The following is a 21244-nucleotide window of genomic DNA, read 5'->3' on the forward strand; positions in this document are numbered from 1 at the left end:
CCTTCTGTGGCAGCGGCCGCCACGGCCTGTGACACGGAGACCGCCATGCCCACACTCTCCCGCCGCTGGAGACACCGCCCCGAAGGCTCGACCTGGGGCGATTTCGGTGAAGACGACCAGCTCGGCCGCCTGAACCTGCTGACCCCCGAAAAAGTCCGCCAAGGCGCGGCCGAAGTGCAGACCGGCCAGCGCTTTGCGCTGAGCCTGCCGCTGGACTACCCGGGCGGCAGCGCCCTCAATCCCAACCGCAAGCCCCCGGTGCTGCGTCCGCTGCAGCGCAAGGGCCGCGTCAATTTCAACTGCCTGCTGCAGGAGCTGGAGCCAGGCCGCACCGATGTGCTCTCGGACGATATGGTCATCCTGTCGCTGCAGTACTCCACGCAGTGGGACGGCCTGGCCCATGTGGGCGCCCTGTTCGATGCCAACGGCGACGGTCTGCCCGAGCCGCTGTACTACAACGGCTTTGCTGCGGGTATCGACATCGTGGGCCCCGCCGAACTGAGCGGCACCGGCATTCCCGCGCACCTGGACGACAACGCCAGCACCAGCTGTGCCAAGGCCCTGGGCATTGAAGGCATGGCCCGCAACGGGGTGCAGGGCCGCGGGGTGATGGTGGACCTGCGCGCCCACTTCGGCGACGCCCGCACCGTGGTCGGCTACGAGCAGCTGATGCAGGCCATCGCCGCCGACGGCGTGCAGATCGAGCCCGGCGACATGCTGTGCCTGCACACAGGCTTTGCCCAGCGGGTGCTGGACATGCACAAAAACCCCGACCCCGAGGTGCTGGAACACGCCTGCGCCGTGCTCGACGGGCGCGATGCGCGCCTGCTGCAGTGGATCACCGACAGCCAGATCGCCGTCATCGCCACCGACAACTACGCGGTCGAGGCCTTCCCCGCGCGCCCCGGCGCTGCCTGCTGCGCGGCCCTGCCGCTGCACGAGCATTGCCTGTTCAAGCTGGGCGTACACCTGGGCGAATTGTGGCACCTGACGCCGCTGGCGCACTGGCTGCGCGAGCGCGGCCGCCACCGCTTCCTGCTCACGGCACCGCCGCTGAACCTGCCGGGCGCCATCGCCTCGCCGGTCACGCCCGTCGCCACGGTCTGAGCCCAACACCGGAGCCTTTATGCCCTTCATCATCGAAACCTTCGACAAGCCCGGTCACCAGGCCGTGCGCCAGGCCCATCGCCCCGCGCACCTGGGCTTTCTGGACACCCACAAGCACCTGCTGCTGGCCTGCGGCGCCAAGCTGGCCGACGACGGCAGCGACCTCGGTGGCGGCCTGTACGTGGTGGAACTGGACACGCGCGAAGCAGCCCAGTCCTTCATAGAGTCCGACCCCTTCTTCGCTGCCGGCCTGTTCGAGCGCGTGTCCATCACCCGCTGGCGCAAAGCCTATGTGGCCGGCGCCAGCCACCTGCCTGCGGCGGCCTAGCGCAAGTCCGCCAGCCCAGCCCTTTCCTCGCATTCCGTCCGAAAGTATTGCCATGTCCTCCCAGAACGCTTCCCTTCCGCTCCGCCCCCGTGTACTGATCACCGGCGGCGGAGCCGGCATCGGCGCCGCCGCTGCACAGCGCTGCCGCGCCGACGGCTACGAACCCATCATCATCGACCGTGTGGTCGACCATGTGCCCGGCGGCATCCAGGCCGACCTCAGCAATACCGAGGACACGGCGCGCGCCCTGCGTCAGGCTCTGGAAGGCGGCCCCATCACACGCCTGGTCAACAACGTTGGCGTGGTCGTGCCCAATGACGCCGCGTCCCAGACCTTGGCCGAGTTCGACCTGGCCGTCTCGCTGAACCTGCGCTGCGCCTTCCAGTGCATGCAGGCTCTGCTGCCCGGCATGAAGGAGGCGGGCTTCGGGCGCATCGTCAACATGTCCTCGCGCGCCGCGCTGGGCAAGGACTTGCGCACCGCCTACGCTGCCACCAAGGCTGGCCTGATCGGCATGACGCGCGTCTGGGCGCTGGAGCTGGGACAGTGGGGCATCACGGCCAACGCCATAGGCCCCGGCCCCATCCGCACCGAGCTGTTCGACAAGGCCAACCCGCCCGATGCACCGCGCACGCAGAAGATCATCCAGTCCGTCCCCGTCAAGCGGGTGGGCACTCCCGAGGATGTGGCCCATGCCGTGTCCTACATGCTCGACGAGCGCAGTGGCTTTGTGACCGGACAGGTGCTCTATGTCTGCGGCGGGATGACCGTCGGCGTGGCGTCCGTATGAACGCCTCCTGAGCCGCGCTGCGGCTTGCCTGCATGCACGGCGCCCTCTCTCGATGCGCGGGAGGGGACGACGCCCACGCTGCGGGACGGCCCTGGCTCGGCGTCTCTGACGCGAGCCCTGCCAGCCACTTCCGCAAAGCCACGTTCCAGCCCTGCGCCCCCGCGGCGCAGGCGCCTTCTTCTCCCCATAAATCATTCCAACCCCGGAGACCGGCACCCATGTCGAAAATCACCGCCTTCTTCACCGAGCTGATGCGCAAGTATCTGCCCGACCCCTTCGTCTTTGCCATCTTGCTGACCCTGTTGACCATGGTCCTGGCCTTTGCCGTGGAAAGCCGGCCCGTCAACCTCGTGGTCGAGGACTGGGGCAAGGGCTTCTGGAGCCTGCTGGCCTTCACCACCCAGATGGCCGTGATCCTGGTCATGGGCTATGTGCTGGCGGCCGCGCCCCTGGTCAACCGTTTCCTGGACCGCATCGCCAGCCACGTGCACACACCACGCCAGGCCATCATCGTGGCCACCATCGTGGGCTGCGTGGGCAGCTACCTGAACTGGGGCTTCGGCCTGGTGATCGGCGGCATCATGGCGCGCAAGCTGGCGCTCAAGGTCAAGGGCGTTCACTATCCGCTGATCATCGCCTCGGCCTATACCGGCTTCACCATGTACAGCCTGGGCTTCTCGGCCACGATTCCGGTGCTGATCTCGACCAAGGGCCACACCTTCGAGAGCAGCATGGGCCTGATCCCTCTGACGCAGACCATCTTCTCCGCCCCCATGCTGCTGACCAGTCTGGCCGTGCTCATTGCCCTGCCGCTGCTGAATGCCGCCATGCACCCCAAGGCCGGCGAGAAGATCGTGGAGCTGGACCCCGCCGTGGCCGCCGAAGAAGGCAAGAGCGCAGCGGGTCACGACCTGCTGGGCGACCAGAAGACCCTGGCCTACCGCCTGAACAACAGCCGCGTGCTCAATCTGCTGATCGGCCTGTGCGGCATGGCCTATGTGGTGCTGCATTTCGTCAAGGGCGGCAACCTCGACCTGAACATGATCAACTTCTTCATCCTGTTCCTGGGCGTGCTGCTCCTCAAGACGCCCATGCTCTATGTGGAAAAGGTCAATGAGGGCGTCAAGACCATCGGCGGCATCATCCTGCAGTTCCCCTTCTACGCGGGCATCATGGCCATCATGCATGGCTCTGGCCTGGTGGAGTCCATCGCCCACATCTTCGTGAGCATCGCCAGCGAGCACACGCTGCCGCTGTGGGGCCTGGTCAGCTCCTTCGTGATCAACTTCTTCGCGCCCTCGGGCGGCGGCCACTGGGTGCTGCAGGGCCCGTTCATGATTGACGCGGCCAAGACTCTGGGGGCCTCGCAGGCCCAGACCGCCATGTCGGTGATGCTGGGCAATGGCTGGAACGACCTGGTCCAGCCATTCTGGATCCTGCCGGCCCTGGCGCTGTCCAAGCTCAAGCTCAAGGACATCATGGGCTATACCGTGGTTTCCATGATGCTGGTCGGCGTCATCTACGCGACCACCATGCTGATCTGGCCTCATCTGTAACAGAGCGCCTGCGTACTTTTTCCGTTCACTTCCTCACCTAGGAGAACCCCATGCTGTACATGGTAGAAATGATTGTCCAGATCCCCCACTCGCTGGACCCCGCACTGGTCGCGCAGATCAAGCAGGACGAGAAGGAATACTCGCAAAAGCTGCAGCGCGAAGGCAAGTGGCGCCATATCTGGCGCGTGGTGGGCGAATACGCCAACGTCAGCATCTTCGACGTCCAGAGCAATGACGAACTGCACAGCCTGCTCAGCGGCCTGCCGCTGTTCCCCTATATGCAGATCAAGGTAAAGCCCCTGGCCAACCACCCCTCCTCCATCGTGCAGGAGTAAGCACGACAACGGCGGGCAAGCGCCCGCCCGCAACAAAGCCCATGCAGGTTTTGCCCGCATGGGCTTTTTTGATAGCTGTTACCGTCTATTCACAAAGGATTTCAATATGTTTTACATCTGAAATCTTTATCAATCAAGCGATAGAAGCTCCTATAAAAAGAGCAAAAAAGAGCACTCGCGCCTTCGCTGCTGCCCGCCCCAGGCCGCGTCTTTGCGGGCTTTCAGGTATAGCGTTTGGCGCGCAGATTGTTCTTCATCTGCTCCAGCGCCGGCTGCAGCGCAGGCCCGATGCGCAGTGCTACGCAGGTCGCCAGCACGTCGATGATGAGCAGGTGCAGCAGCCGCGAGACCATGGGACTGTAGCGGTCGTAGCCTTCGGGGTGATCGGCAGCCAGATGCACCTGGCAAGCGGAGGCAAGAGGCGAGCCGCTGGCCGTGATGGCGATGGTGGTGGCCCCGTTCTTGCGAGCGATATCCGCCGCATCCATCAGATCTCGCGTGCGCCCGGAGTTCGAGATGATGACCACGCAGTCGCCCGGACCCAGCAAGGTCGCGCTCATGACCTGCATATGGCCATCGCTGGTGGCCAGACTGGTCACACCGAGGCGGAAAAACTTGTGCTGGGCATCCAGCGCCACGATGCCCGAGTTCCCGGCGCCGTAAAACTCGATGCGCTTGCCCGTCTGCCAGGTCGCTGCAATCGCCTGCGCAGCCTGCTCTATGGCCGCCGTGCTCGCCGCATTGCGGTACTGCAGAAAAGCGGCAACCGCGTTGTCCACCACCTTGACCATGACATCGCTGGTCTTGTCATCGCTGTCCACACTGCGATGGATGAAGGGCACGCCTTCGCTGACGCTGCCCGCGAGCTTGAGCTTGAAGTCCGCCAGGCCGTCATAGCCCATGCTGCGGCAAAAGCGCACCACCGTGGGTTTGCTGACATGTGCCCGCACTGCCAGCTCTCGCACCGGCAGATGCGCGAAGGCCCGCGGATCGGCCAGTACCAGGCGTGCAACACGCTGCTCTGCAGGCGCCAGGGACGGAAGGGAGGCAGTAATCCGATCAAGCATATTGGCGCAGATGAGGTGGAGGCAATGAATGAGTGCAGCAAAAGGCGAGCATAAGACCGAAGCGCCTCACGCCTCGCAAAATGGCAGCAAAACTTGAATATTTCCGCAAATAAATAGGCGAGCGCGCATATTCAACAGGGTTTGCCTTGATGCATCCTCAAACGGAGTATCTGCAAGCTCATTCTCAATCAGGGATTCACGCTCTACACTTGCTGGTTAGTTTGAAACACAGCAAAGGATGGACATGAATCAGTTGGAGGCGCTCAAGCAATTCACGACCGTGGTCGCGGACACCGGTGATTTTCATCAACTGGCGCAGTTTCAACCGCAAGATGCCACCACCAATCCATCCCTGATTCTCAAAGCGGTTCAAAAGACCGAATATGCACCGCTGATGCGCGCCACCGTGGCGCAATTCAAAGACCGGGGGCTGGACGAAATCATGGACCGGACGCTGGTGCGCTTCGGCTGCGAGATTCTGAACACCATACCCGGTCGTGTTTCCACCGAAGTCGATGCCCGCCTGTCTTTCGACACCGTGGCCACGGTCACGCGCGCCGAGCGACTGATCGAGCTGTATCAGGCCGCAGGCATCCACACCGAGCGTGTGCTCATCAAGATCGCCGCCACCTGGGAAGGGATTGAAGCGGCCCGCATTCTCGAGCAGCGCGGCATTCACACCAATCTGACGCTGCTGTTCTCCTTCTGCCAGGCCGTTGCCTGCGGCCAGGCCAAGGTCCAGCTGATATCGCCCTTTGTGGGCCGTATCTACGACTGGTACAAAAAGCAGGCCGGCGCGCAGTGGGATGAGGCCACCATGGCCGGCGCCAATGATCCGGGCGTGCGCTCCGTACAGAAAATCTACGACTATTACAAGCACTTCGATGTTTCCACCGAGGTCATGGGTGCAAGCTTTCGTAATACCGGCCAGATTCTGGCTCTGGCGGGCTGCGATCTGCTTACCATTGCACCTGAGCTGCTGGCCCAGCTCCGCGCACAGCAGGACGACGCCATGCCTTTGACTCGCGCCCTGGACCCGGACAAGGCCAGAGCCCAGCCGCAGGAACGCGTTCTGTATGACCAGGCCTCGTTTCGCTTTGCGCTGAACGAAGATGCCATGGCCACCGAAAAGCTGGCCGAGGGCATTCGCGCTTTCACCGCGGACACCCTGAAGCTGGAAGCATTGATGCAGCAAGCGGCTGCAGATTGACGGAAATTTCCTTTGACGCCTCTTTGTCACGAGCTGCCTGCCTGGCAGGCTTTGCAAACCCATTACCGGTCGCAGATCCAGCATCTGGATTTGCGCCAGGCTTTTGCACAAGACCCGCAACGTCTTGACGCCCTGAGCATGCAGGCGCCGCATGTCTTCGCCGATCTGTCGAAGAACCTCTGGACTGGCGAGACCGAGGCCTTGCTGAGGCAGCTTGCAACCGAGAGCCAGCTCTCGAGCAAGCGCGACGCCATGCTGGCCGGCGCAGCCATCAATACCAGCGAGCAGCGCAGCGCGATGCACTGGCTGCTGCGCACTCCTGCAGACGGCGGGCAGCTCGCCCAGTCACCCGTGCTTCGGTCCTGGCCCCAGGACATGCATTCGGCGCTGCGTGAGGTTCACGACACACTGGATCGAATGCTCGCCCTGGCCGATCAGATCAGGGGCAGCCAACAGATCACCGATATCGTCAATATCGGCATCGGCGGCTCGCACCTGGGTCCGGAAGTCGTGGTCAATGCCCTTGAGGACTGGATAGACCAGGACAAGAACTTTCACTTTGTCTCCAATGTGGACGGCCACGAGCTGGGACATGTGCTGCGCCGGGTCAAACCGGAAAGCACGCTGTTTCTAATTGCCTCGAAATCCTTCACCACGGCCGAGACCATGCTGAATGCTCGCTCGGCCAGGCAGTGGTTTCTCGATCATGGCGGCAGCGAAGATCCGCAGGCCCCATGCTCGATCGACCGACACTTCGTGGCCCTCACCACCAATACACAGGCGGCTGCAGAGTTCGGCATACAGCGCACGCTGGGTTTCTGGGATTGGGTAGGCGGACGCTTTTCGCTGTGGTCCGCCATCGGCTTGCCTATCGCCATCGCCATAGGCTCGGCGCAATTCAGGGCGCTACTGGGCGGCGCGCACGCGATGGACGCCCACTTTTTCACAGCCCCTCTGGAGAGCAATCTCCCGGTGCGCCTGGGACTACTGGACATCTGGTATCGCAATTTCTGCCAGTTTTCCAGCCGCTGCATTGCACCTTACAGCCATGGACTGCGCCGCCTGACGGCCTATCTGCAGCAACTGGAGATGGAGAGCAATGGCAAAAGCATCAACAAGAATGGCGTTCGGCTCACAGCTCCCACGGCACCGGTGATCTGGGGCGAGCCCGGCACCAATGGGCAGCATGCTTTTTTCCAGATGCTGCACCAGGGGCAGGATGTCATACCGGTCGAATTCATTGCCCTGCGCGACGGGGGCAAATACCTGGGCGAGCACCATCAAAGCCTGGTAGTCAACGCGATTGCCCAGGCCCAGGCGCTGATGGTGGGGCGCTGCGGCGAAGGTCTGGAAAAAGACTGCCCCGGCAATCGCCCCAGCAGTTTCTTGATGCTTGAAAGACTGGATCCAGCCTCTCTGGGCGCCTTGATTGCGCTGTATGAACATCGCATTTTTGTCTCTGGCGCCATCTGGGACATCAACAGCTTCGACCAGTGGGGTGTGGAACTGGGCAAGAAGCTGGCAAAGCAGCTTCATGCCCGCCAGAACCACAATGACTGGGAAGGAGTGGACGCGTCAACGCAGGAGCTGATGGAGCGCCTGATGGAGAGTCACTGAGCATCACAAGCAGCGGGCCCGGCAGAGCTCATGCTTCAAGCCTGCTCAGACCGCGCTGGTTTGCTGCAAATGGGGATAGCGCACGCCAGCCAGACCTTCCAGTCCAAACTCGGCGAGCAGCTGACGCAGGCGTTGCGCCGCACTGCGCTTTTTCTGTCCCGTATAACGGGCCACAATCAATTCGTTTTTCATGCTGTGCTCCCAGCCCACCAGCTCGGTGACCGTGACCTGGTAGCCGCAAGCCTCCAGATACAGACAGCGCAGCACATTGGTAATCTGACTGCCCATCTCGCGAGTGTGGATCGGGTGACGCCACAACTCGGCCAGCGGAGTGCGCGCCAGGCTCATGGCCTTGGTCTGGCGCAGACATGCAGCTACCTCGGCCTGGCAGCAAGGCACCAGCACCATGGCCTTGGCCTGCTTTTCCAGCCCGAAGGCGATCGCATCATCAGTCGCCGTATCGCAGGCGTGCAAGGCCGTGACCACGTCAAACTGCGAAGGCATGAAGTCTGCTCGCGTGGACTCGGCCACCGACATATTGAGAAACTCCATGCGCTCGAAGCCAAGTTCAGCCGCCAGCTTCTGAGATGCCTCGACCAAAGGCGCACGCGTCTCGATACCGAAAATCCGGCCCTGAGCCAAGGCCTTGAAATACAGGTCGTAAAGAATGAACCCCAGATAGGACTTGCCCGCACCATGGTCAGCCAATGTCACGGCATGCCCATCCTTGGACAGCTCGGCAAGCAAAGGTTCGATGAACTGATAGAGGTGATAGACCTGCTTGAGCTTGCGGCGCGAATCCTGATTGAGCTTTCCCTCGCGCGTGAGGATATGCAGGGCCTTGAGCAACTCAAGGCTCTGGCCGGGCTTGAGCCCCAGTTGCTCGGCGATATCAAGTGCCCCTGCTTTGGCGGGCTTTTGCAGGCTCTGCTTTTTATCGGTCTTGCCCATCACTTCTCTGCCTTCGTCTGACCATGGCCGGTCACGGGGCAGCGAGCCCCGACATCCAGGTCCAGCCAGCCTTCGATGCCGATCTTTTCCAGCGTTTCCATATTGCGCTCGTATATCGTTTCGGCTTCCGGAAACACCTCCACAGCCTTGTCGATACTGTCTTCGCGCAGCAAGTGCAATATGGGATAGGGAGCACGATTGGTGCAGTTGGTAACGTCGTCCACATCCGTGCCCTCAAACTGAAATTGAGGATGGAACGAGGCCACCTGCAAGATGCCGCCCAGATCCAGCTCCTCGATCATGGCATCCGCCACTTCAAGAAAGTCATTGAAGTCCAGAAAATCCTGCAGGGCATGGGGCAGTATCAGCAGTGTGGTGTCGCGTTTTTCTGCGTTGGCTTCGGCCAGGGCCTCAAGCTCGCGATGCAGAGCCTCGGCAACAGCCTCCGCATCGGTCGCATCGCTGACGGCGTAGTGGATCTGAGCCTTGACATGCACGCCTTTGGCGAAAGGGCATAGGTTGAGACCTATCACGGCCTTTTCCAGCCAGCGCACGGTATCCGCAATCACAAGCTCCGGCGGGAAAGCCTGATCGGCGATGGTTGAAGTTTCGGTCATGACAGGGCCCTCCAAAATGCAAACGGGGGCCATCGCCCCCAAAGAATGCGCACTGGGCGGGAAATATTCCGGCTCTAGATACACAGAACCGCTATTTTAGCGATCCGGCCTGTGCCATGCTCGCCACTGGCAGCAAGACCGTTGAGGAGCTTCCTTCAGGCCTCGCCCAGCAGCCTGAGCCCGGTGATGCGCTCATGCTCTCGCGCCGCATAACGATCCGTCATACCCGCAATAAAGTCTGCCACCACTCGCGCACGTTCATGCAGGGTAGTGACGATATGGGCACGCTGAACAAAGCGCGGCTTCATGCGTTCAGGCTCCACCATATAAGCAGCAAACAGCTCTTTCACAACTTGCTGGGCACTGTTCATGGTCTGCATGACTTGAGGATGCCGATAGAGCTGCCTGAACAAGAACTGCTTTAGCACCAGAGACTGCGCTTTCATCTCTTCGCTGAAACCGATCAGCGTCCGACCGTGCTGACGAACCTCCTGCACCGAGCGCACAGCCGCCTGCTCAATACCGGCCTGTGAGTGATGGATGACGTCATAGACCTGGTCACTGAGCATGCGGCGAATGCTCTCATAGAGCAGCTTGCGCTGAGCATCCGGCAGAGCCAGATCGGGCCAATCCGCCAATGTCGAGGCATAGTAGCGGGCAAACAAAGGCACGGCTTCACGCAGCTGGGCCATGGTGATCAGACCCGATCGAACGCCGTCGTCCACATCGTGGGCGTTATAGGCAATCGCATCCGCCAGATTGCATAGCTGTGCCTCCAGAGAAGGCTGAGTGCCATCCAGAAAACGCTGAGCCACGCCGCCGGGCTCACGTGCATTCAGCAATTGCGCATTGCTGAGCGAGCAATGCTTGAGAATTCCCTCGCGCGTTTCAAAAGTCAGGTTCAGACCGTCAAAGGCTGGATAACGCTCCTCCAACCTGTCCACTACACGCAGACTTTGCAGATTGTGCTCAAAACCGCCATGGGGCTTCATGCACTCATTGAGCGCGTCTTGCCCCGCATGTCCAAAAGGTGTGTGCCCCAGATCATGCGCCAGACAGATGGCTTCAACCAAGTCTTCATCCAGCCGCAAAGAACGCGCGATGGAGCGCCCCAGTTGTGCCACTTCCAGAGAATGCGTGAGCCGGGTTCGGAACAGATCGCCCTCATGGTTCACAAAGACCTGGGTCTTGTAAACCAGTCGCCTGAAGGCCGAGGAGTGAACAATGCGATCCCGATCGCGCTGAAAGTCGCTGCGCGTGGGAGCCGGGGGCTCAGCAAAGCGACGCCCGCGGCTTTGCTGGGGATGGCAGGCGTAGGAAGCCAGAGCGGTCATGCAAATCGCCTCAACAACTCGATGCAATGACTCTAACAGCTATGGGCTCGCTTCCCCCAGGGTCTGCTCACATAGGGCCATCCATCAAGCGCAGCAACTCTCGATCACTTCACGCACCAGAGCGTCAGGTGCCGACCTCATCACCGCCTTGCCGGGACCATCGATCAGCACAAAGCGGATTTCACCAGCTTCGGATTTCTTGTCGACCCGCATCAGCTCCAGATAGCGACCAGCATTGTCCTCGACATCGATGACCGCTGCGCGCACCGGCAAGCCCGCTCGCTCAATCAGCTTGCGCAGACGCGAGACAAAGCTCGCCTCCACCAGGCCAAGACGTTGGGACAGCTCCGCCGCCATCACCATGCCTGCCGCCACACCTTCACCGTGCAGCCAGTTGCCGTAGCCCATGCCGGCCTCGATCGCATGACCGAAGGTATGACCAAAATTGAGAATCGCGCGCAGACCTGCTTCCTTCTCGTCCTGCCCCACGACCCAGGCCTTGATCTCCACACTTCGCTTGACGGCATGGGCGAGCATGTCGCGATCGCGGCGCAGCAGGCCATCCATGTTCTGCTCAAGCCAGTCGAAGAACTGCATATCGGCAATAGGGCCGTATTTGATGATTTCCCCCAGACCTGCACTCAACTCGCGCTCGGGCAGGGTATCCAGCGTAGCAAGATCGCAGAGCACCAGTTGCGGCTGGTAGAAGGCCCCAATCATGTTCTTGCCCAGCGGGTGGTTGATGGCAGTCTTGCCCCCCACCGAGGAATCGACCTGGGACAGCAGCGTGGTCGGCACCTGCACAAAAGGCACGCCACGCATATAGCTGGCGGCAGCAAAGCCCGTCATATCCCCCACAACACCGCCGCCCAGTGCAAACAGCACCGTCTTGCGGTCGCAAGCATGCTGCAGCAGGGCATCAAAAATCAGGTTCAGAGTCTGCCAGTCTTTATGCGCTTCGCCATCGGGCAACACCACCTCGTGAACCTGAGCGTATTGGCCGCTCAAGGCCTGCTTGAGCGCAGACAGATAAAGCGGGGCCACGACATCATTCGTCACGACCAGAGCCGCCGCCGCCTTGGGCAATGCCTGCCAAGTGGAGCTCTGGGCCAGCAAGCCCTCTGCAATCACGATGGGATAGCTGCGCTCTCCCAGATCAATATGCACCGTTTCCACGTTCAACCTCTCTCAAAATACATAGCAGGAACCACACGCAGTGTATTGACCAACAAGCTTTTCAGCGCAATCCGGAATGCTGACCGAGTTCAATCTGCATGGCAACTCGCTGAGCCACCTGCGTGGCGGACAGGCCGCTGCCCGCCACCACAAAATCTGCAACCTCCCTGTAGAGCGGATCTCTGATGGCATGCAAATCCAGCAAGCGCTGCAAAGGATTGTCCACTTGCAGCAAGGGACGCTGAGTATCCCGCTGCAGGCGCTTGGCAATCTCATGCGGTGATGCACTCAGATAGACCACCTGTGCATGCTCGGCCAGCTCTTGCCGGTTTTCAGCCTTCAGCACGGCACCGCCACCTGTGGCAACCACCGTTTTCTCAGGTCGCGCCAGCAGCGCTGCCAGCACCTCCTGCTCTACATCCCTGAATCTGGACTCGCCTTCCTTGGCAAAAAAATCGCGAATCGTGCAGCCGATATGCTCTTCGATGGCCACGTCCACATCCACAAAAGGCATAGACCAACGCTTGGCCAAATAGCGTCCGATGGTGGATTTGCCGGAGCCTGGCAAACCCACAAGGGCAATATGAAATTTCTTTAGAACAGTCATCGCGTTACCGTCATCCGCCAATCTGGCCAGCCCATGATTCTCGCAGCCCGCAGATATTACAAATGAAAAGGCCCGCATCAACTCGTGCGGGCCCTATGTAAAAACTGATAACAGTTATTTGCTGGTGCTGCGCGCCTGGCTCAGCATCTTGGGAGTGATGAAAACCAGCATTTCACGCTTGCTCGAAGCCTTGGTGTTGCTACGGAACAAATGCCCCAACACAGGCAGATCTCCGAACAGCGGTACCTTGTTGAGCTGGTTGGTTTCCTCCAGTTCAAAGATACCGCCAATCACGACCGTGCCGCCATTCTCGACCAGCACCTGGGTCTTGACATGTTTGGTATCAATGGCGACGCCCTGAGTCGTGGTCTCACCGCGACTGTCCTTGTTCACATCCAGATCCAGAATGATGTCGCCTTCAGGGGTAATTTGCGGAGTCACTTCCAGCTTCAGCACGGCCTTCTTGAACGAGATGGTCGTGGCGCCATTCGGCGCAGTCACGGAGTATGGGTATTCCGTGCCTTGCTCGATCAATGCCTTGTTCTGGTCTGCCGTCACCAGACGGGGGTTGGAGATGATCTTGCCGTCGCCTTCTGCTTCCAAAGCGGACAGCTCCAGGGACAGGAAACGTGTCATCGAGCTATTGAAGACAGAGAATGCGACCTGACCCACAGTGTTGATTCCCGAAACACTGGCGGGCAAATTGACAAAATTGCCACTGGGGAACTTGGAGCTTGATCCCGAGCTGCTATCAGGCAGGAACTGAGACGATGTCATGGAGGCATTGCTGCCAACAGCCCCTCCGCCAAACTTCACACCCAGCGAACGGCCAAAGGTATCGCGTGCCTCCACAATGCGGGCCTCGATCATGACCTGGCGCACCGGCACATCCAGCGTTGCCAGCAAAGCCTTCATTTCTTCCAGCTTGGTCGGCGTATCCGTCACAAACAGCTGATTGGTGCGTGGCTCGGAAATGGCGGAGCCTCTCGACGACAGAAAGCGCGTGCTGGACCCTGTACCGCCTGCACCGCCGCCGCCTGTCGAAGTCGTGATCTGCTGCAGAATGTCCGCCGCCTTCGCATAGTTGAGCTGGAAGCCTTGCGTGCGCAAAGGCTCCAGCTTCTGGATTTCCATGGCCGCTTCGTAGTCACGCTTGGTCCGCGCGTCAATCTCGTCCTTGGGAGCGATCCAGAGCACGGAGCCGGACTTGCGCATGCCCAGCCCCTTGGCATCCATAATGATCTGAAGAGCCTGGTCCCATGGCACATCCTTCAGACGCAGAGTCAAGGCACCTGTCACCGTATCCGAGGTGACGATATTGAAGTTGGTGAAGTCCGCGATGACCTGCAGCAAAGAGCGCACTTCAATATTCTGGAAATTGAGCGACAGCTTTTCGCCGCTGTAGCCCGGGCCTTGCGTCAACTTGCTGGTGTCGACCTTTTTCTGGCGCACTTCCACCACGAACTGATTGTCGCTCTGGTATGCGCTGTGCTCCCAGTCACCCACGGGGTCAATGCGCATCCGAACACGATCGCCTTGCTGAGTGGTCGATATCGTTTGCACAGGCGTACCGAAATCTCCCACATCAAGCTTCTTGCGCAAATTTTCAGGCAGAGCTGTACGCAGGAAGTCCACCGTCAGGCCCTTGCCCTCCTGCCGCAGATCCACCCCCACCTGGCTGCTGCCAAGGCTGACTACAACCCGGCCGGAGCCATCGCTACCACGGCGAAAGTCGATACCGCGAATCGGAGCTGCATCAGAGGCTGCCGTCTTGTTCTCGAACACCGGAGCCATGACAGGAGCCGCAGCTGCAGCGGTTGTCGCGGCACCTGCGGGATCAAGCAAGATCAGCAAAGATTTGCCCTGGCGCTGCAAGCGATAGGTCGTAGCCGTCTTCAGATTCAATACCAGGCGTGAGCGACCCGATGCTTCCACCAGATTTGCCGAGCGCAGATTGCCCTGATTGAATTCAAGCAACGACTTGCCCGAGCCATTGCTCACACCCGGAAAATCCAGAGCGATACGCGCCGGAGACTGAACCACGAATCCGGTCGGGTCAGCAGCCAGCGGTTCGGACAGCTCGACACGGACGACCTCGGAGCCTGACTGCAAAGCACCTGTAACAGCCTCAATGCGGGCTTGCGCCCAAGCTGCCGAAGAAAGCAAAAGGCCGCTCAGGGTCAGACCCCAACGGGCCTTCGCCATAGTGCTGCGATTAATACCCATCATTTGCCGACCTCCTGCAACTCCAAAGTGCTTGTTCTTTCAATCCAGTCACCACCGCCATCCTGGACAATTTCTCTTAGCTGGATGGAGTTTTCCGTAATCTTGGTGATCTTTCCGTAGTTCTGCCCCAGATAGTTGCCGACACGTACCTGATAGAGCAGGCCGCCGACTTTGACCAAGGCCGTGGGCACGTTCTTTTTGTCGAGACTGCCCACCATGGTCATGGTGTCCAGCGGCTCGGCCTCCAGCGGCTCCTTGCGGCGACTCAGCTCTGGCGTGAGCAACGCCGTGCTGATGTTGGATTGCGCAGACTCCTTGCGCAGCACCTGGATCAGCTTGAGCGGATTGAAGGGATCCATGCCATCAGCCCCTGTATAGGCCTGGGGCTTGAAAGGCTTGGGCTCCTCCAGAGGAGTCACGCGAGGCTTGGCATTGGCACGCTCCTGGGCCATCCACTCACGCAGTTGCTCCTCCTCGGAGGAGGTGCAACCCGCCAGCAAAGCACTGCTCATCAGGACCAGCCAGACAGGGCTCAAGAATGCTCTGCTCATTTCTTCCCCTTGGCCGCGTCACGCTGCGCCTTGACTTCGTCCGCATCCAGATATCGGAAGGTCCGTGCCGTGGCATCCATGGACAGCACATCCGTGTCCTTGCCGCCCGGGGCGATAGACAGATTGTTCAAGGTCACGATACGGGACAGGAAAGCGATATCCGAGGCAAAAGCACCGATGTCGTGATAGCGTCCCGTCACCTTCAGGGTGATTGGCAGCTCGGCGTAGTACTCCTTGGTCACCATGGCGCCAGGGCGGAATACTTCAAACTGCAGGCTACGCCCCAAGCCGGCCTGGTTGATATCGGAAAGCAGAGCAGCCATCTCCGCCTTGCTGGGCAGTTGCTTTTCCAGCTGCGTCACATACTGCTGCACCTGCTCGCGCTGCTTCTTCAAGCCCTCCAGGCTCACCGCCTTGACCATTTTCTTGGAGTAGTCTTCGCGCAGAGTCACCTCGGTCGCACGCTCGGCGTCGAGCTCTGCCTCGTAATCCTTCAGAACGACGAACCACAGCAAGGCAGCGACAGCGACTGCAACGGCGACATACAGCAGTGCCTTGGGCAAGGCTGGCCAGACCGAGGGGTCATTGGGGTCCAGATTCCGGAATTGGCGCTGAATCCTCTCTTGCAGCGCAGCGAAATCGATGTCCAGAGATTTCTTCTTTTTTGCCATTACTGCGCCTTCACAGAAGAGCTTGCAGCAAGCAGATTTTTCTCCGCATCGCTGGCTCTGGTCAGATTGAAGCGCAATGTGAATGCAGCTGCACGGCGCTTATCCTTGGCAGTCACATCAACAGTCTTGGCCACAATTTCCATCAGCTCCGGCTTGGAGAACCAGGGCGAGCCATCCGTAAGATTGCGCAGCATCTCGGAAATACGTTCATTCGACTGTGCAGTTCCCTGCATGGTCACCGACAGGCCTTCTTGCTTGATGCTGCTGATGTAGACACCGTCCGGCAGTTGCTTGACCAGCTCATTGAGCATGTACACCGGCAGGTTGCGGTCGGACTGTAGATCCTCCACCGCCTTCTGCCGTGCACGCAGAGCGGTGATTTCGGCCTCGAGCCCCTCGATTTCCTTGATCTGTGTTTCCAGGACCTTGATTTCGGAGCGCAGCAGATTGTTCTTGTTCTGCTGGCCCTCGATCATCATCTGGAAGTACCAGTAAATCAGTGCTGCGATCAGCAGTCCACCCAGTGCGCCCAGCACCATATTGACCTGAAACGCCTCTTTACGGCGTTTCTTGGCCGCCTCGCGGTGCGGTAAAAGGTTAATCAGTATCACTCTTGAAACCTCCGCATGGCCAAACCGCAAGAGGTCAGATAGGACGGCGCTTCACGCGCCATCTTCTTCAGACGCACGCCGCTGCCAATTTCCATGCCTTCAAAGGGATTGGCAAGACTGCAGGCACATCCCGTCTGCTGGCTGACGGCATCCACCAGCCCCGGCAAGGACGACGATCCACCTGCCAGCAAAACATGATCGACGCGGTTATAGGGAGTACTCGTGAAGAAGAACTGCAACGCTCGCGCCACTTCCTGGGTCAGGCTTTGCACAAAGGGCTTGAGCACACCAGCCGCGTAGTCGTCCGGCAATTCGCCGCTGCGCTTCTTGGCCTCCGCCTCTTCCGGAGAAAAACCGTACTGGCGTGCAATCAACTGGGTAAGCTGTGCGCCGCCAAAGGCCTGATCACGCTCATACAGCACCTCGTCATTGCGAAGCACCTGCATGCTGGTGGTCATTGCTCCCACCTCGAACAGCGCCACAACGGCGTCACGCCCGGCATTGGGCAAACGCGACACCAGACGCGTTGCCGCCATTCGGGCAGCGTAGGGCTCGATATCGATCACCATGGGCTTGAGACCGGCTGCCTCGGCCAGGCCCTGGCGGTCCTGCACTTTTTCCTTGCGCGATGCAGCGATCAGCACATCCACATCGCCAGGCGACACCAGCGATGGACCTATGACACAGAAATCCAGGCTCACCTCATCGAGCGAGAGCGGAATGTATTGATTGGCTTCGGACTCGACCTGAACTTCCATTTCCAGCTCGGTCAAGCCGGCTGGCAAGGTGATCTTCTTGGTAATCACCGCAGCGGCAGGCAGTGCCATGGCCACTTGCTTTGTACGCGTTCCGCTTTTCTTGACCAGGCGGCGCACAGCCTCCGCCACCTCATCAAATTTCTCAATATTGCCGTCGGTGATCCAGCCTTTTTCAAGAGGCTCAATCGCACAACGCTCCAGTTGCCACTCGCCGGATTTGCTTTTGGCCAGCTCGACCAGCTTCACGCTGGAGGAGCTGACATCAATGCCAAGCAAAGGTGCAGGCTGACGGCTGAATAAAGAACTCAGAGCAATCAACATGCCCCCCCAGGTTTGTAAGAATGGAAACAAAAGCCAGCGATACCCCGGAATCCTAGCAGCAAGCTATAGCAGCACATGCTTTGCTGCAGCGCTTTTCACCGTATTTCGTGGTCAAAAAAAGACAAACTTGTGTAACGTCAAACCGCAAGAACCTCAGCCCTTGCGCATACTGGTGCTTACCCTGTGATTTAGGATTCAATCAAAGCGCGGCACCCACCCGGCCGCCACGATGCTTTTCCGGGCGGCATTTCTATAATGCCCTACCCCTTGCCAATACTGCGAAATGCCGCCATCAGAACATTCTGCTCACCAGGCACCTGCGCCTGGGTCTCAAACTCCCAAAAAACGCATGCACTGGCTGCCGCGTTCCATTTTCTGGCTGATCGGACTTGCCGTCGCCGCCGCCCTGGCCGTGTTGCTGGCCGTGGCCGTGGCGCTGGCCATGGCTTACCCCAATCTTCCAGACGTCTCCGAACTTGCAGACTACCGCCCCAAGCTACCGCTGCGGGTCTACTCCAGCGAAGGCGCTCTGCTGGGCGAATTTGGGGAGGAGCGTCGCACCCTGACGCCCATCAACGAGATCCCCAAGGTCATGACGGATGCCGTGCTGGCCATCGAAGACACCCGCTTCTTCGAGCATGGCGGCGTGGACTACAAGGGCATGCTGCGTGCTGCGCTGGCCAACCTGGGCAAGGTCAAGAGCCAGGGCGCCTCGACCATCACCATGCAGGTCGCACGCAATGTCTACCTCTCCTCCGAGAAGACCTATACCCGCAAGATCTACGAAATCCTGCTGACCTTCAAGCTTGAGCACTTGCTCACCAAGGAGCAGATCCTCGAGATCTACATGAACCAGATTTTCCTTGGCAACCGTGCCTATGGCTTTGCAGCAGCCTGTGAAGCCTATTTCGGCCATCCGCTCAAGGACATCACGGTGGCCGAAGCCGCCATGCTGGCAGGCCTGCCCAAGGCTCCATCGGCCTACAACCCGATCAGCAACCCCAAGCGCGCCCGCATCCGCCAGCTCTACATCATCGAGCGCATGGAGGAAAACGGCTTCATCACGGCAGATCAGGCCAAGCAGGCCCGCGAAGAGCCGCTCAAGCTGCGTACTGCCGCCAATTCGACCCGTGTACATGCAGAGTACGTGGCTGAAATGGCCCGTCAACTGATCTTTGCCCAATACGGCAGCGACGCCTATACCCGCGGCCTGAACGTCTACACCACTCTCAATGCTGGTGAACAAGAGGCTGCCTACAAGGCTTTGCGCGAAGGCATCATGAACTACGAACGCCGCCAGAAGTACCGCGGCCCCGAGAAGTTCATCACTCTGCCAGCCAACGCTCAGGAGCTGGAAGACGCCATCGACGATGCCCTGGCCAACCATCCCGACAACGGCGATGTGGTTGCGGCCGTGGTGCTGGAAGCCTCGCCGCGCAAGATTGTCGCGGCCCGTGCGGACGGTACCCATTTCGAGATCACGGGCGACAACCTCAAGCCCGCCGAATCCGGCCTCAGCCCCAAGGCACCGCCCAATATCAAGATCCGCCCCGGTGCCGTGATCCGCGCCATCAAGAACGCCAAGGGTGCCTGGGAAATCACCCAGTTGCCCGAAGTCGAAGGCGCTTTTGTGGCCATGTCCACGCAAACCGGCGCGATCCGCGCGCTGATCGGTGGCTTCGACTTCGAAAAGAACAAGTTCAACCACGTGACCCAGGCCTGGCGCCAGCCCGGCTCCAGCTTCAAGCCCTTCATCTACTCGGCAGCGCTGGAGCACGGCTTCTCGCCCTCCACCATGATCAATGACGCACCGATCTTCTTCAGTGCGGCAACCACCGGTGGTCAGCCCTGGGAGCCCAAGAACTACGACGGCCGCTACGACGGCCCCATGACCATGCGCACGGGCTTGAACAAGTCCAAGAACATGATCTCCATCCGGTTGCTGCAGGCCATCGGCCCCAAGACCGGACAGGAATGGGCGACTCGCTTCGGCTTTGAAGCCGCCAAACAGCCCGCTTACCTGACTATGGCTTTGGGCGCCGGTTCCGTCACGCCGCTGCAGATGGCGGGAGCCTATTCGGTGTTTGCCAACGGCGGCCACCGCATCAACCCCTGGCTGATTGCCCGCGTGACCGACCACAAGGGTCGCATCCTCTCCGAGTTCACGCCGCCAGCGGTGAAGGAGCTGCCCCAGGCCATCCCCGAGCGCAATGCCTTCCTCACCGGCACCCTGCTCAATGATGTGGCACGCGTGGGCACGGCTGCACGTGCCCAGGCCACACTCAAGCGCCCAGACCTGTATGGCAAGACCGGCACCACCAATGACTCGGTGGACGCCTGGTTTGCCGGCTACCAGCCCAGCATTGCCGCAGTCTCCTGGATTGGCTACGACACTCCGCGCAACCTGGGTTCGCGCGAAACCGGTGGCGGCCTGAGCCTGCCCATCTGGATCAATTTCATGCAGCACGCACTCAAGGGTGTGCCGGTGGCCGAAGTGCAGACCCCGCCCGGCGTGGTCAATATGGGCGGCGACTGGTATTACGAAGAAAACGCCCGCAACGGCGGCGTCTCCAGCCTCGGTATGGAAGGCGCCTCCGATCCTGGCAACGCAGGCCCGGGTGCCACCCAGCCGCCTGCCGCAGAGGAGCGCAGCCGCATTCTGGACCTGTTCAGAAACTAAGCCCTCGCCAAGCAAAAAGCCTGCCTCTCGTCGAGGCAGGCTTTTTTTATTCCAGCGCCCTGAAGACTCAGGCCAGGGCCTTGAACTCCAGAGCCATGCCCGACTGCTCGCTTGCATATTGCGTCAGATTGGCAAAGAACTCGCCAGCACCCTTGGTGTCCAGCCAGACTTTCTTGTCCTCGTCAAAGCGATAGTGAAAGCCACCTGCCTTGGCCGCCAGCCAGATTTCATGCAGGGGTTTTTGCTGGTTGATGACAATCTGGCTGCGATTGGCAAACACCAAAGTCACCATGCCGCCCACACGCTGGGCATCAAGGTCGGCATCGGTTTCGTCATTGATGCGATCACAGCATTGCTCCACAGCCAGCAGAAGTTGGTCGGCGCGATCCAGATATTCAAGGTCAGTCATTACAATTTGCCCATGTTGAAAGCCAACCAAATTTTAGTCAGGAGCATTGCCCTTGCGGCTTGTGCGGCGTCCCTGGCAGCACTTTCCGCCTGCGGGCAAAAAGGCCCGCTCTATCTGCCTACAGATCCTGCGGCGCAGGGTCGCGCCACGCTGCCCGAAACGCTTGGCATTTCCCCCAAGCCTTCCAGCGCAGCAACACCCGCAACGAAAGCCACGCCGATAGAGGCTGAAGAGATTCCCCAGATCGATGCCAAGCCCTGAGGCTTGATGCACATCAACATGGCGCCCGGACTTACTCTCTAGAGTGATGGCATCTTGTCCT

General features: G+C 60.0%; 21 protein-coding genes. 9 read left to right on the top strand and 12 right to left on the bottom strand.

Annotated features, from left to right (window positions below):
* Window positions 1–45: 45 nt before the first annotated feature.
* From EIC84_RS07175 to catC, 5 genes are all read left to right on the top strand, one after another.
* Window positions 46–1107, top strand: a complete 1062-nt coding sequence (locus tag EIC84_RS07175; protein WP_003062029.1) for a cyclase family protein — start codon at window positions 46–48, stop codon at window positions 1105–1107.
* Between the two features lie 19 nt (window positions 1108–1126).
* A complete protein-coding gene (locus EIC84_RS07180) occupies window positions 1127–1435 on the top strand; it encodes a YciI family protein (RefSeq protein WP_003062026.1) in 309 nt (102 codons plus the stop codon).
* A gap of 52 nt (window positions 1436–1487) precedes the next feature.
* Window positions 1488–2225, top strand: coding sequence for an SDR family oxidoreductase (locus tag EIC84_RS07185; RefSeq protein WP_003062025.1), 738 nt, complete (start codon window positions 1488–1490; stop codon window positions 2223–2225).
* Between the two features lie 218 nt (window positions 2226–2443).
* Window positions 2444–3781, top strand: a complete 1338-nt coding sequence (locus tag EIC84_RS07190) for a short-chain fatty acid transporter (RefSeq protein ID WP_003062023.1) — start codon at window positions 2444–2446, stop codon at window positions 3779–3781.
* A gap of 50 nt (window positions 3782–3831) precedes the next feature.
* A complete protein-coding gene (gene catC / locus EIC84_RS07195) occupies window positions 3832–4116 on the top strand; it encodes a muconolactone Delta-isomerase (protein WP_003062020.1) in 285 nt (94 codons plus the stop codon).
* A gap of 221 nt (window positions 4117–4337) precedes the next feature.
* Here catC and EIC84_RS07200 read toward each other — a convergent pair whose 3' ends face one another.
* Window positions 4338–5183: an SIS domain-containing protein gene (locus EIC84_RS07200; RefSeq protein ID WP_003058703.1), complete on the bottom strand. Its 846-nt coding sequence runs from the start codon at window positions 5181–5183 to the stop codon at window positions 4338–4340.
* Window positions 5184–5427: 244 nt separating this feature from the next.
* Between EIC84_RS07200 and tal the strand changes: the two genes are divergently transcribed.
* Window positions 5428–6393 carry a transaldolase gene (tal, locus tag EIC84_RS07205; protein WP_003062018.1) on the top strand — a complete coding sequence of 322 codons (966 nt, stop codon included), beginning with the start codon at window positions 5428–5430 and terminating at the stop codon, window positions 6391–6393.
* 12 nt (window positions 6394–6405) lie between these two features.
* On the top strand, window positions 6406–8010 hold the full coding sequence (pgi, locus tag EIC84_RS07210; protein ID WP_003062016.1) for a glucose-6-phosphate isomerase: 1605 nt from the start codon (window positions 6406–6408) through the stop codon (window positions 8008–8010).
* A 45-nt stretch (window positions 8011–8055) separates the two neighbouring features.
* Here pgi and EIC84_RS07215 read toward each other — a convergent pair whose 3' ends face one another.
* The 10 genes from EIC84_RS07215 to EIC84_RS07260 all read right to left on the bottom strand — a co-directional run bounded on the left by EIC84_RS07215 (window position 8056) and on the right by EIC84_RS07260 (window position 17833).
* Entirely contained in the window at window positions 8056–8961 is a 906-nt protein-coding gene (locus tag EIC84_RS07215; RefSeq protein WP_003062013.1) for an SAM-dependent methyltransferase, read from the bottom strand.
* On the bottom strand, window positions 8961–9578 hold the full coding sequence (locus tag EIC84_RS07220) for a DUF1415 domain-containing protein (RefSeq protein WP_003062011.1): 618 nt from the start codon (window positions 9576–9578) through the stop codon (window positions 8961–8963). The genes EIC84_RS07215 and EIC84_RS07220 overlap by 1 nt, the downstream gene beginning before the upstream one ends.
* Before the next feature lie 155 nt (window positions 9579–9733).
* Window positions 9734–10912, bottom strand: coding sequence for a deoxyguanosinetriphosphate triphosphohydrolase (locus tag EIC84_RS07225; protein ID WP_003062008.1), 1179 nt, complete (start codon window positions 10910–10912; stop codon window positions 9734–9736).
* 84 nt (window positions 10913–10996) lie between these two features.
* The gene (gene aroB, locus EIC84_RS07230; RefSeq protein ID WP_003062004.1) at window positions 10997–12094 is read right to left on the bottom strand and encodes a 3-dehydroquinate synthase; all 1098 of its coding nucleotides are present in this window, start codon (window positions 12092–12094) and stop codon (window positions 10997–10999) included.
* A gap of 55 nt (window positions 12095–12149) precedes the next feature.
* Window positions 12150–12695: a shikimate kinase gene (locus EIC84_RS07235; RefSeq protein WP_034361329.1), complete on the bottom strand. Its 546-nt coding sequence runs from the start codon at window positions 12693–12695 to the stop codon at window positions 12150–12152.
* A gap of 114 nt (window positions 12696–12809) precedes the next feature.
* Window positions 12810–14924 carry a type IV pilus secretin PilQ gene (pilQ, locus tag EIC84_RS07240; protein WP_003061998.1) on the bottom strand — a complete coding sequence of 705 codons (2115 nt, stop codon included), beginning with the start codon at window positions 14922–14924 and terminating at the stop codon, window positions 12810–12812.
* Entirely contained in the window at window positions 14921–15472 is a 552-nt protein-coding gene (locus tag EIC84_RS07245) for a pilus assembly protein PilP (protein ID WP_034357416.1), read from the bottom strand. Before EIC84_RS07245 ends, pilQ begins: the two co-directional genes overlap by 4 nt.
* Window positions 15469–16143, bottom strand: a complete 675-nt coding sequence (locus EIC84_RS07250; RefSeq protein WP_003061994.1) for a type 4a pilus biogenesis protein PilO — start codon at window positions 16141–16143, stop codon at window positions 15469–15471. The genes EIC84_RS07245 and EIC84_RS07250 overlap by 4 nt, the downstream gene beginning before the upstream one ends.
* Complete coding sequence (locus EIC84_RS07255) at window positions 16143–16754, bottom strand: PilN domain-containing protein (RefSeq protein WP_012837038.1); 612 nt, start codon at window positions 16752–16754, stop codon at window positions 16143–16145. The genes EIC84_RS07250 and EIC84_RS07255 overlap by 1 nt, the downstream gene beginning before the upstream one ends.
* Window positions 16751–17833 carry a pilus assembly protein PilM gene (locus tag EIC84_RS07260; protein ID WP_370456492.1) on the bottom strand — a complete coding sequence of 361 codons (1083 nt, stop codon included), beginning with the start codon at window positions 17831–17833 and terminating at the stop codon, window positions 16751–16753. The genes EIC84_RS07255 and EIC84_RS07260 overlap by 4 nt, the downstream gene beginning before the upstream one ends.
* 349 nt (window positions 17834–18182) lie before the next feature.
* Between EIC84_RS07260 and EIC84_RS07265 the strand changes: the two genes are divergently transcribed.
* The gene (locus tag EIC84_RS07265) at window positions 18183–20513 is read left to right on the top strand and encodes a penicillin-binding protein 1A (protein WP_003061989.1); all 2331 of its coding nucleotides are present in this window, start codon (window positions 18183–18185) and stop codon (window positions 20511–20513) included.
* Between the two features lie 67 nt (window positions 20514–20580).
* On the opposite strand, the gene cyaY is transcribed toward EIC84_RS07265, so the two are convergent.
* Window positions 20581–20922 carry an iron donor protein CyaY gene (gene cyaY, locus EIC84_RS07270; RefSeq protein ID WP_003061987.1) on the bottom strand — a complete coding sequence of 114 codons (342 nt, stop codon included), beginning with the start codon at window positions 20920–20922 and terminating at the stop codon, window positions 20581–20583.
* A gap of 12 nt (window positions 20923–20934) precedes the next feature.
* On the opposite strand from cyaY, the gene EIC84_RS07275 reads away from it, so the two are divergent.
* Window positions 20935–21183 carry a lipoprotein gene (locus EIC84_RS07275; protein ID WP_034361327.1) on the top strand — a complete coding sequence of 83 codons (249 nt, stop codon included), beginning with the start codon at window positions 20935–20937 and terminating at the stop codon, window positions 21181–21183.
* The last annotated feature ends 61 nt before the right edge of the window (window positions 21184–21244 follow it).

Source organism: Comamonas sp. A23 (assembly GCF_004522605.1).
In the GTDB taxonomy this organism is placed as follows: domain Bacteria; phylum Pseudomonadota; class Gammaproteobacteria; order Burkholderiales; family Burkholderiaceae_C; genus Comamonas; species Comamonas thiooxydans.

What these genes read in the sequence shown, in the direction of transcription:
- EIC84_RS07250 (WP_003061994.1), bottom strand. Translation starts at nt 16,143, where the DNA reads ATGGCAAAAAAGAAGAAATCTCTGGACATCGATTTCGCTGCGCTGCAA.
- EIC84_RS07200 (WP_003058703.1), bottom strand. Translation starts at nt 5,183, where the DNA reads ATGCTTGATCGGATTACTGCCTCCCTTCCGTCCCTGGCGCCTGCAGAG.
- EIC84_RS07245 (WP_034357416.1), bottom strand. Translation starts at nt 15,472, where the DNA reads ATGAGCAGAGCATTCTTGAGCCCTGTCTGGCTGGTCCTGATGAGCAGT.
- EIC84_RS07215 (WP_003062013.1), bottom strand. Translation starts at nt 8,961, where the DNA reads ATGGGCAAGACCGATAAAAAGCAGAGCCTGCAAAAGCCCGCCAAAGCA.
- EIC84_RS07190 (WP_003062023.1), top strand. Translation starts at nt 2,444, where the DNA reads ATGTCGAAAATCACCGCCTTCTTCACCGAGCTGATGCGCAAGTATCTG.
- EIC84_RS07235 (WP_034361329.1), bottom strand. Translation starts at nt 12,695, where the DNA reads ATGACTGTTCTAAAGAAATTTCATATTGCCCTTGTGGGTTTGCCAGGC.
- cyaY (WP_003061987.1), bottom strand. Translation starts at nt 20,922, where the DNA reads ATGACTGACCTTGAATATCTGGATCGCGCCGACCAACTTCTGCTGGCT.
- EIC84_RS07185 (WP_003062025.1), top strand. Translation starts at nt 1,488, where the DNA reads ATGTCCTCCCAGAACGCTTCCCTTCCGCTCCGCCCCCGTGTACTGATC.
- EIC84_RS07265 (WP_003061989.1), top strand. Translation starts at nt 18,183, where the DNA reads ATGCACTGGCTGCCGCGTTCCATTTTCTGGCTGATCGGACTTGCCGTC.
- EIC84_RS07260 (WP_370456492.1), bottom strand. Translation starts at nt 17,833, where the DNA reads ATGTTGATTGCTCTGAGTTCTTTATTCAGCCGTCAGCCTGCACCTTTG.
- EIC84_RS07225 (WP_003062008.1), bottom strand. Translation starts at nt 10,912, where the DNA reads ATGACCGCTCTGGCTTCCTACGCCTGCCATCCCCAGCAAAGCCGCGGG.
- tal (WP_003062018.1), top strand. Translation starts at nt 5,428, where the DNA reads ATGAATCAGTTGGAGGCGCTCAAGCAATTCACGACCGTGGTCGCGGAC.
- catC (WP_003062020.1), top strand. Translation starts at nt 3,832, where the DNA reads ATGCTGTACATGGTAGAAATGATTGTCCAGATCCCCCACTCGCTGGAC.
- EIC84_RS07175 (WP_003062029.1), top strand. Translation starts at nt 46, where the DNA reads ATGCCCACACTCTCCCGCCGCTGGAGACACCGCCCCGAAGGCTCGACC.
- EIC84_RS07220 (WP_003062011.1), bottom strand. Translation starts at nt 9,578, where the DNA reads ATGACCGAAACTTCAACCATCGCCGATCAGGCTTTCCCGCCGGAGCTT.
- EIC84_RS07180 (WP_003062026.1), top strand. Translation starts at nt 1,127, where the DNA reads ATGCCCTTCATCATCGAAACCTTCGACAAGCCCGGTCACCAGGCCGTG.
- EIC84_RS07275 (WP_034361327.1), top strand. Translation starts at nt 20,935, where the DNA reads ATGTTGAAAGCCAACCAAATTTTAGTCAGGAGCATTGCCCTTGCGGCT.
- pilQ (WP_003061998.1), bottom strand. Translation starts at nt 14,924, where the DNA reads ATGATGGGTATTAATCGCAGCACTATGGCGAAGGCCCGTTGGGGTCTG.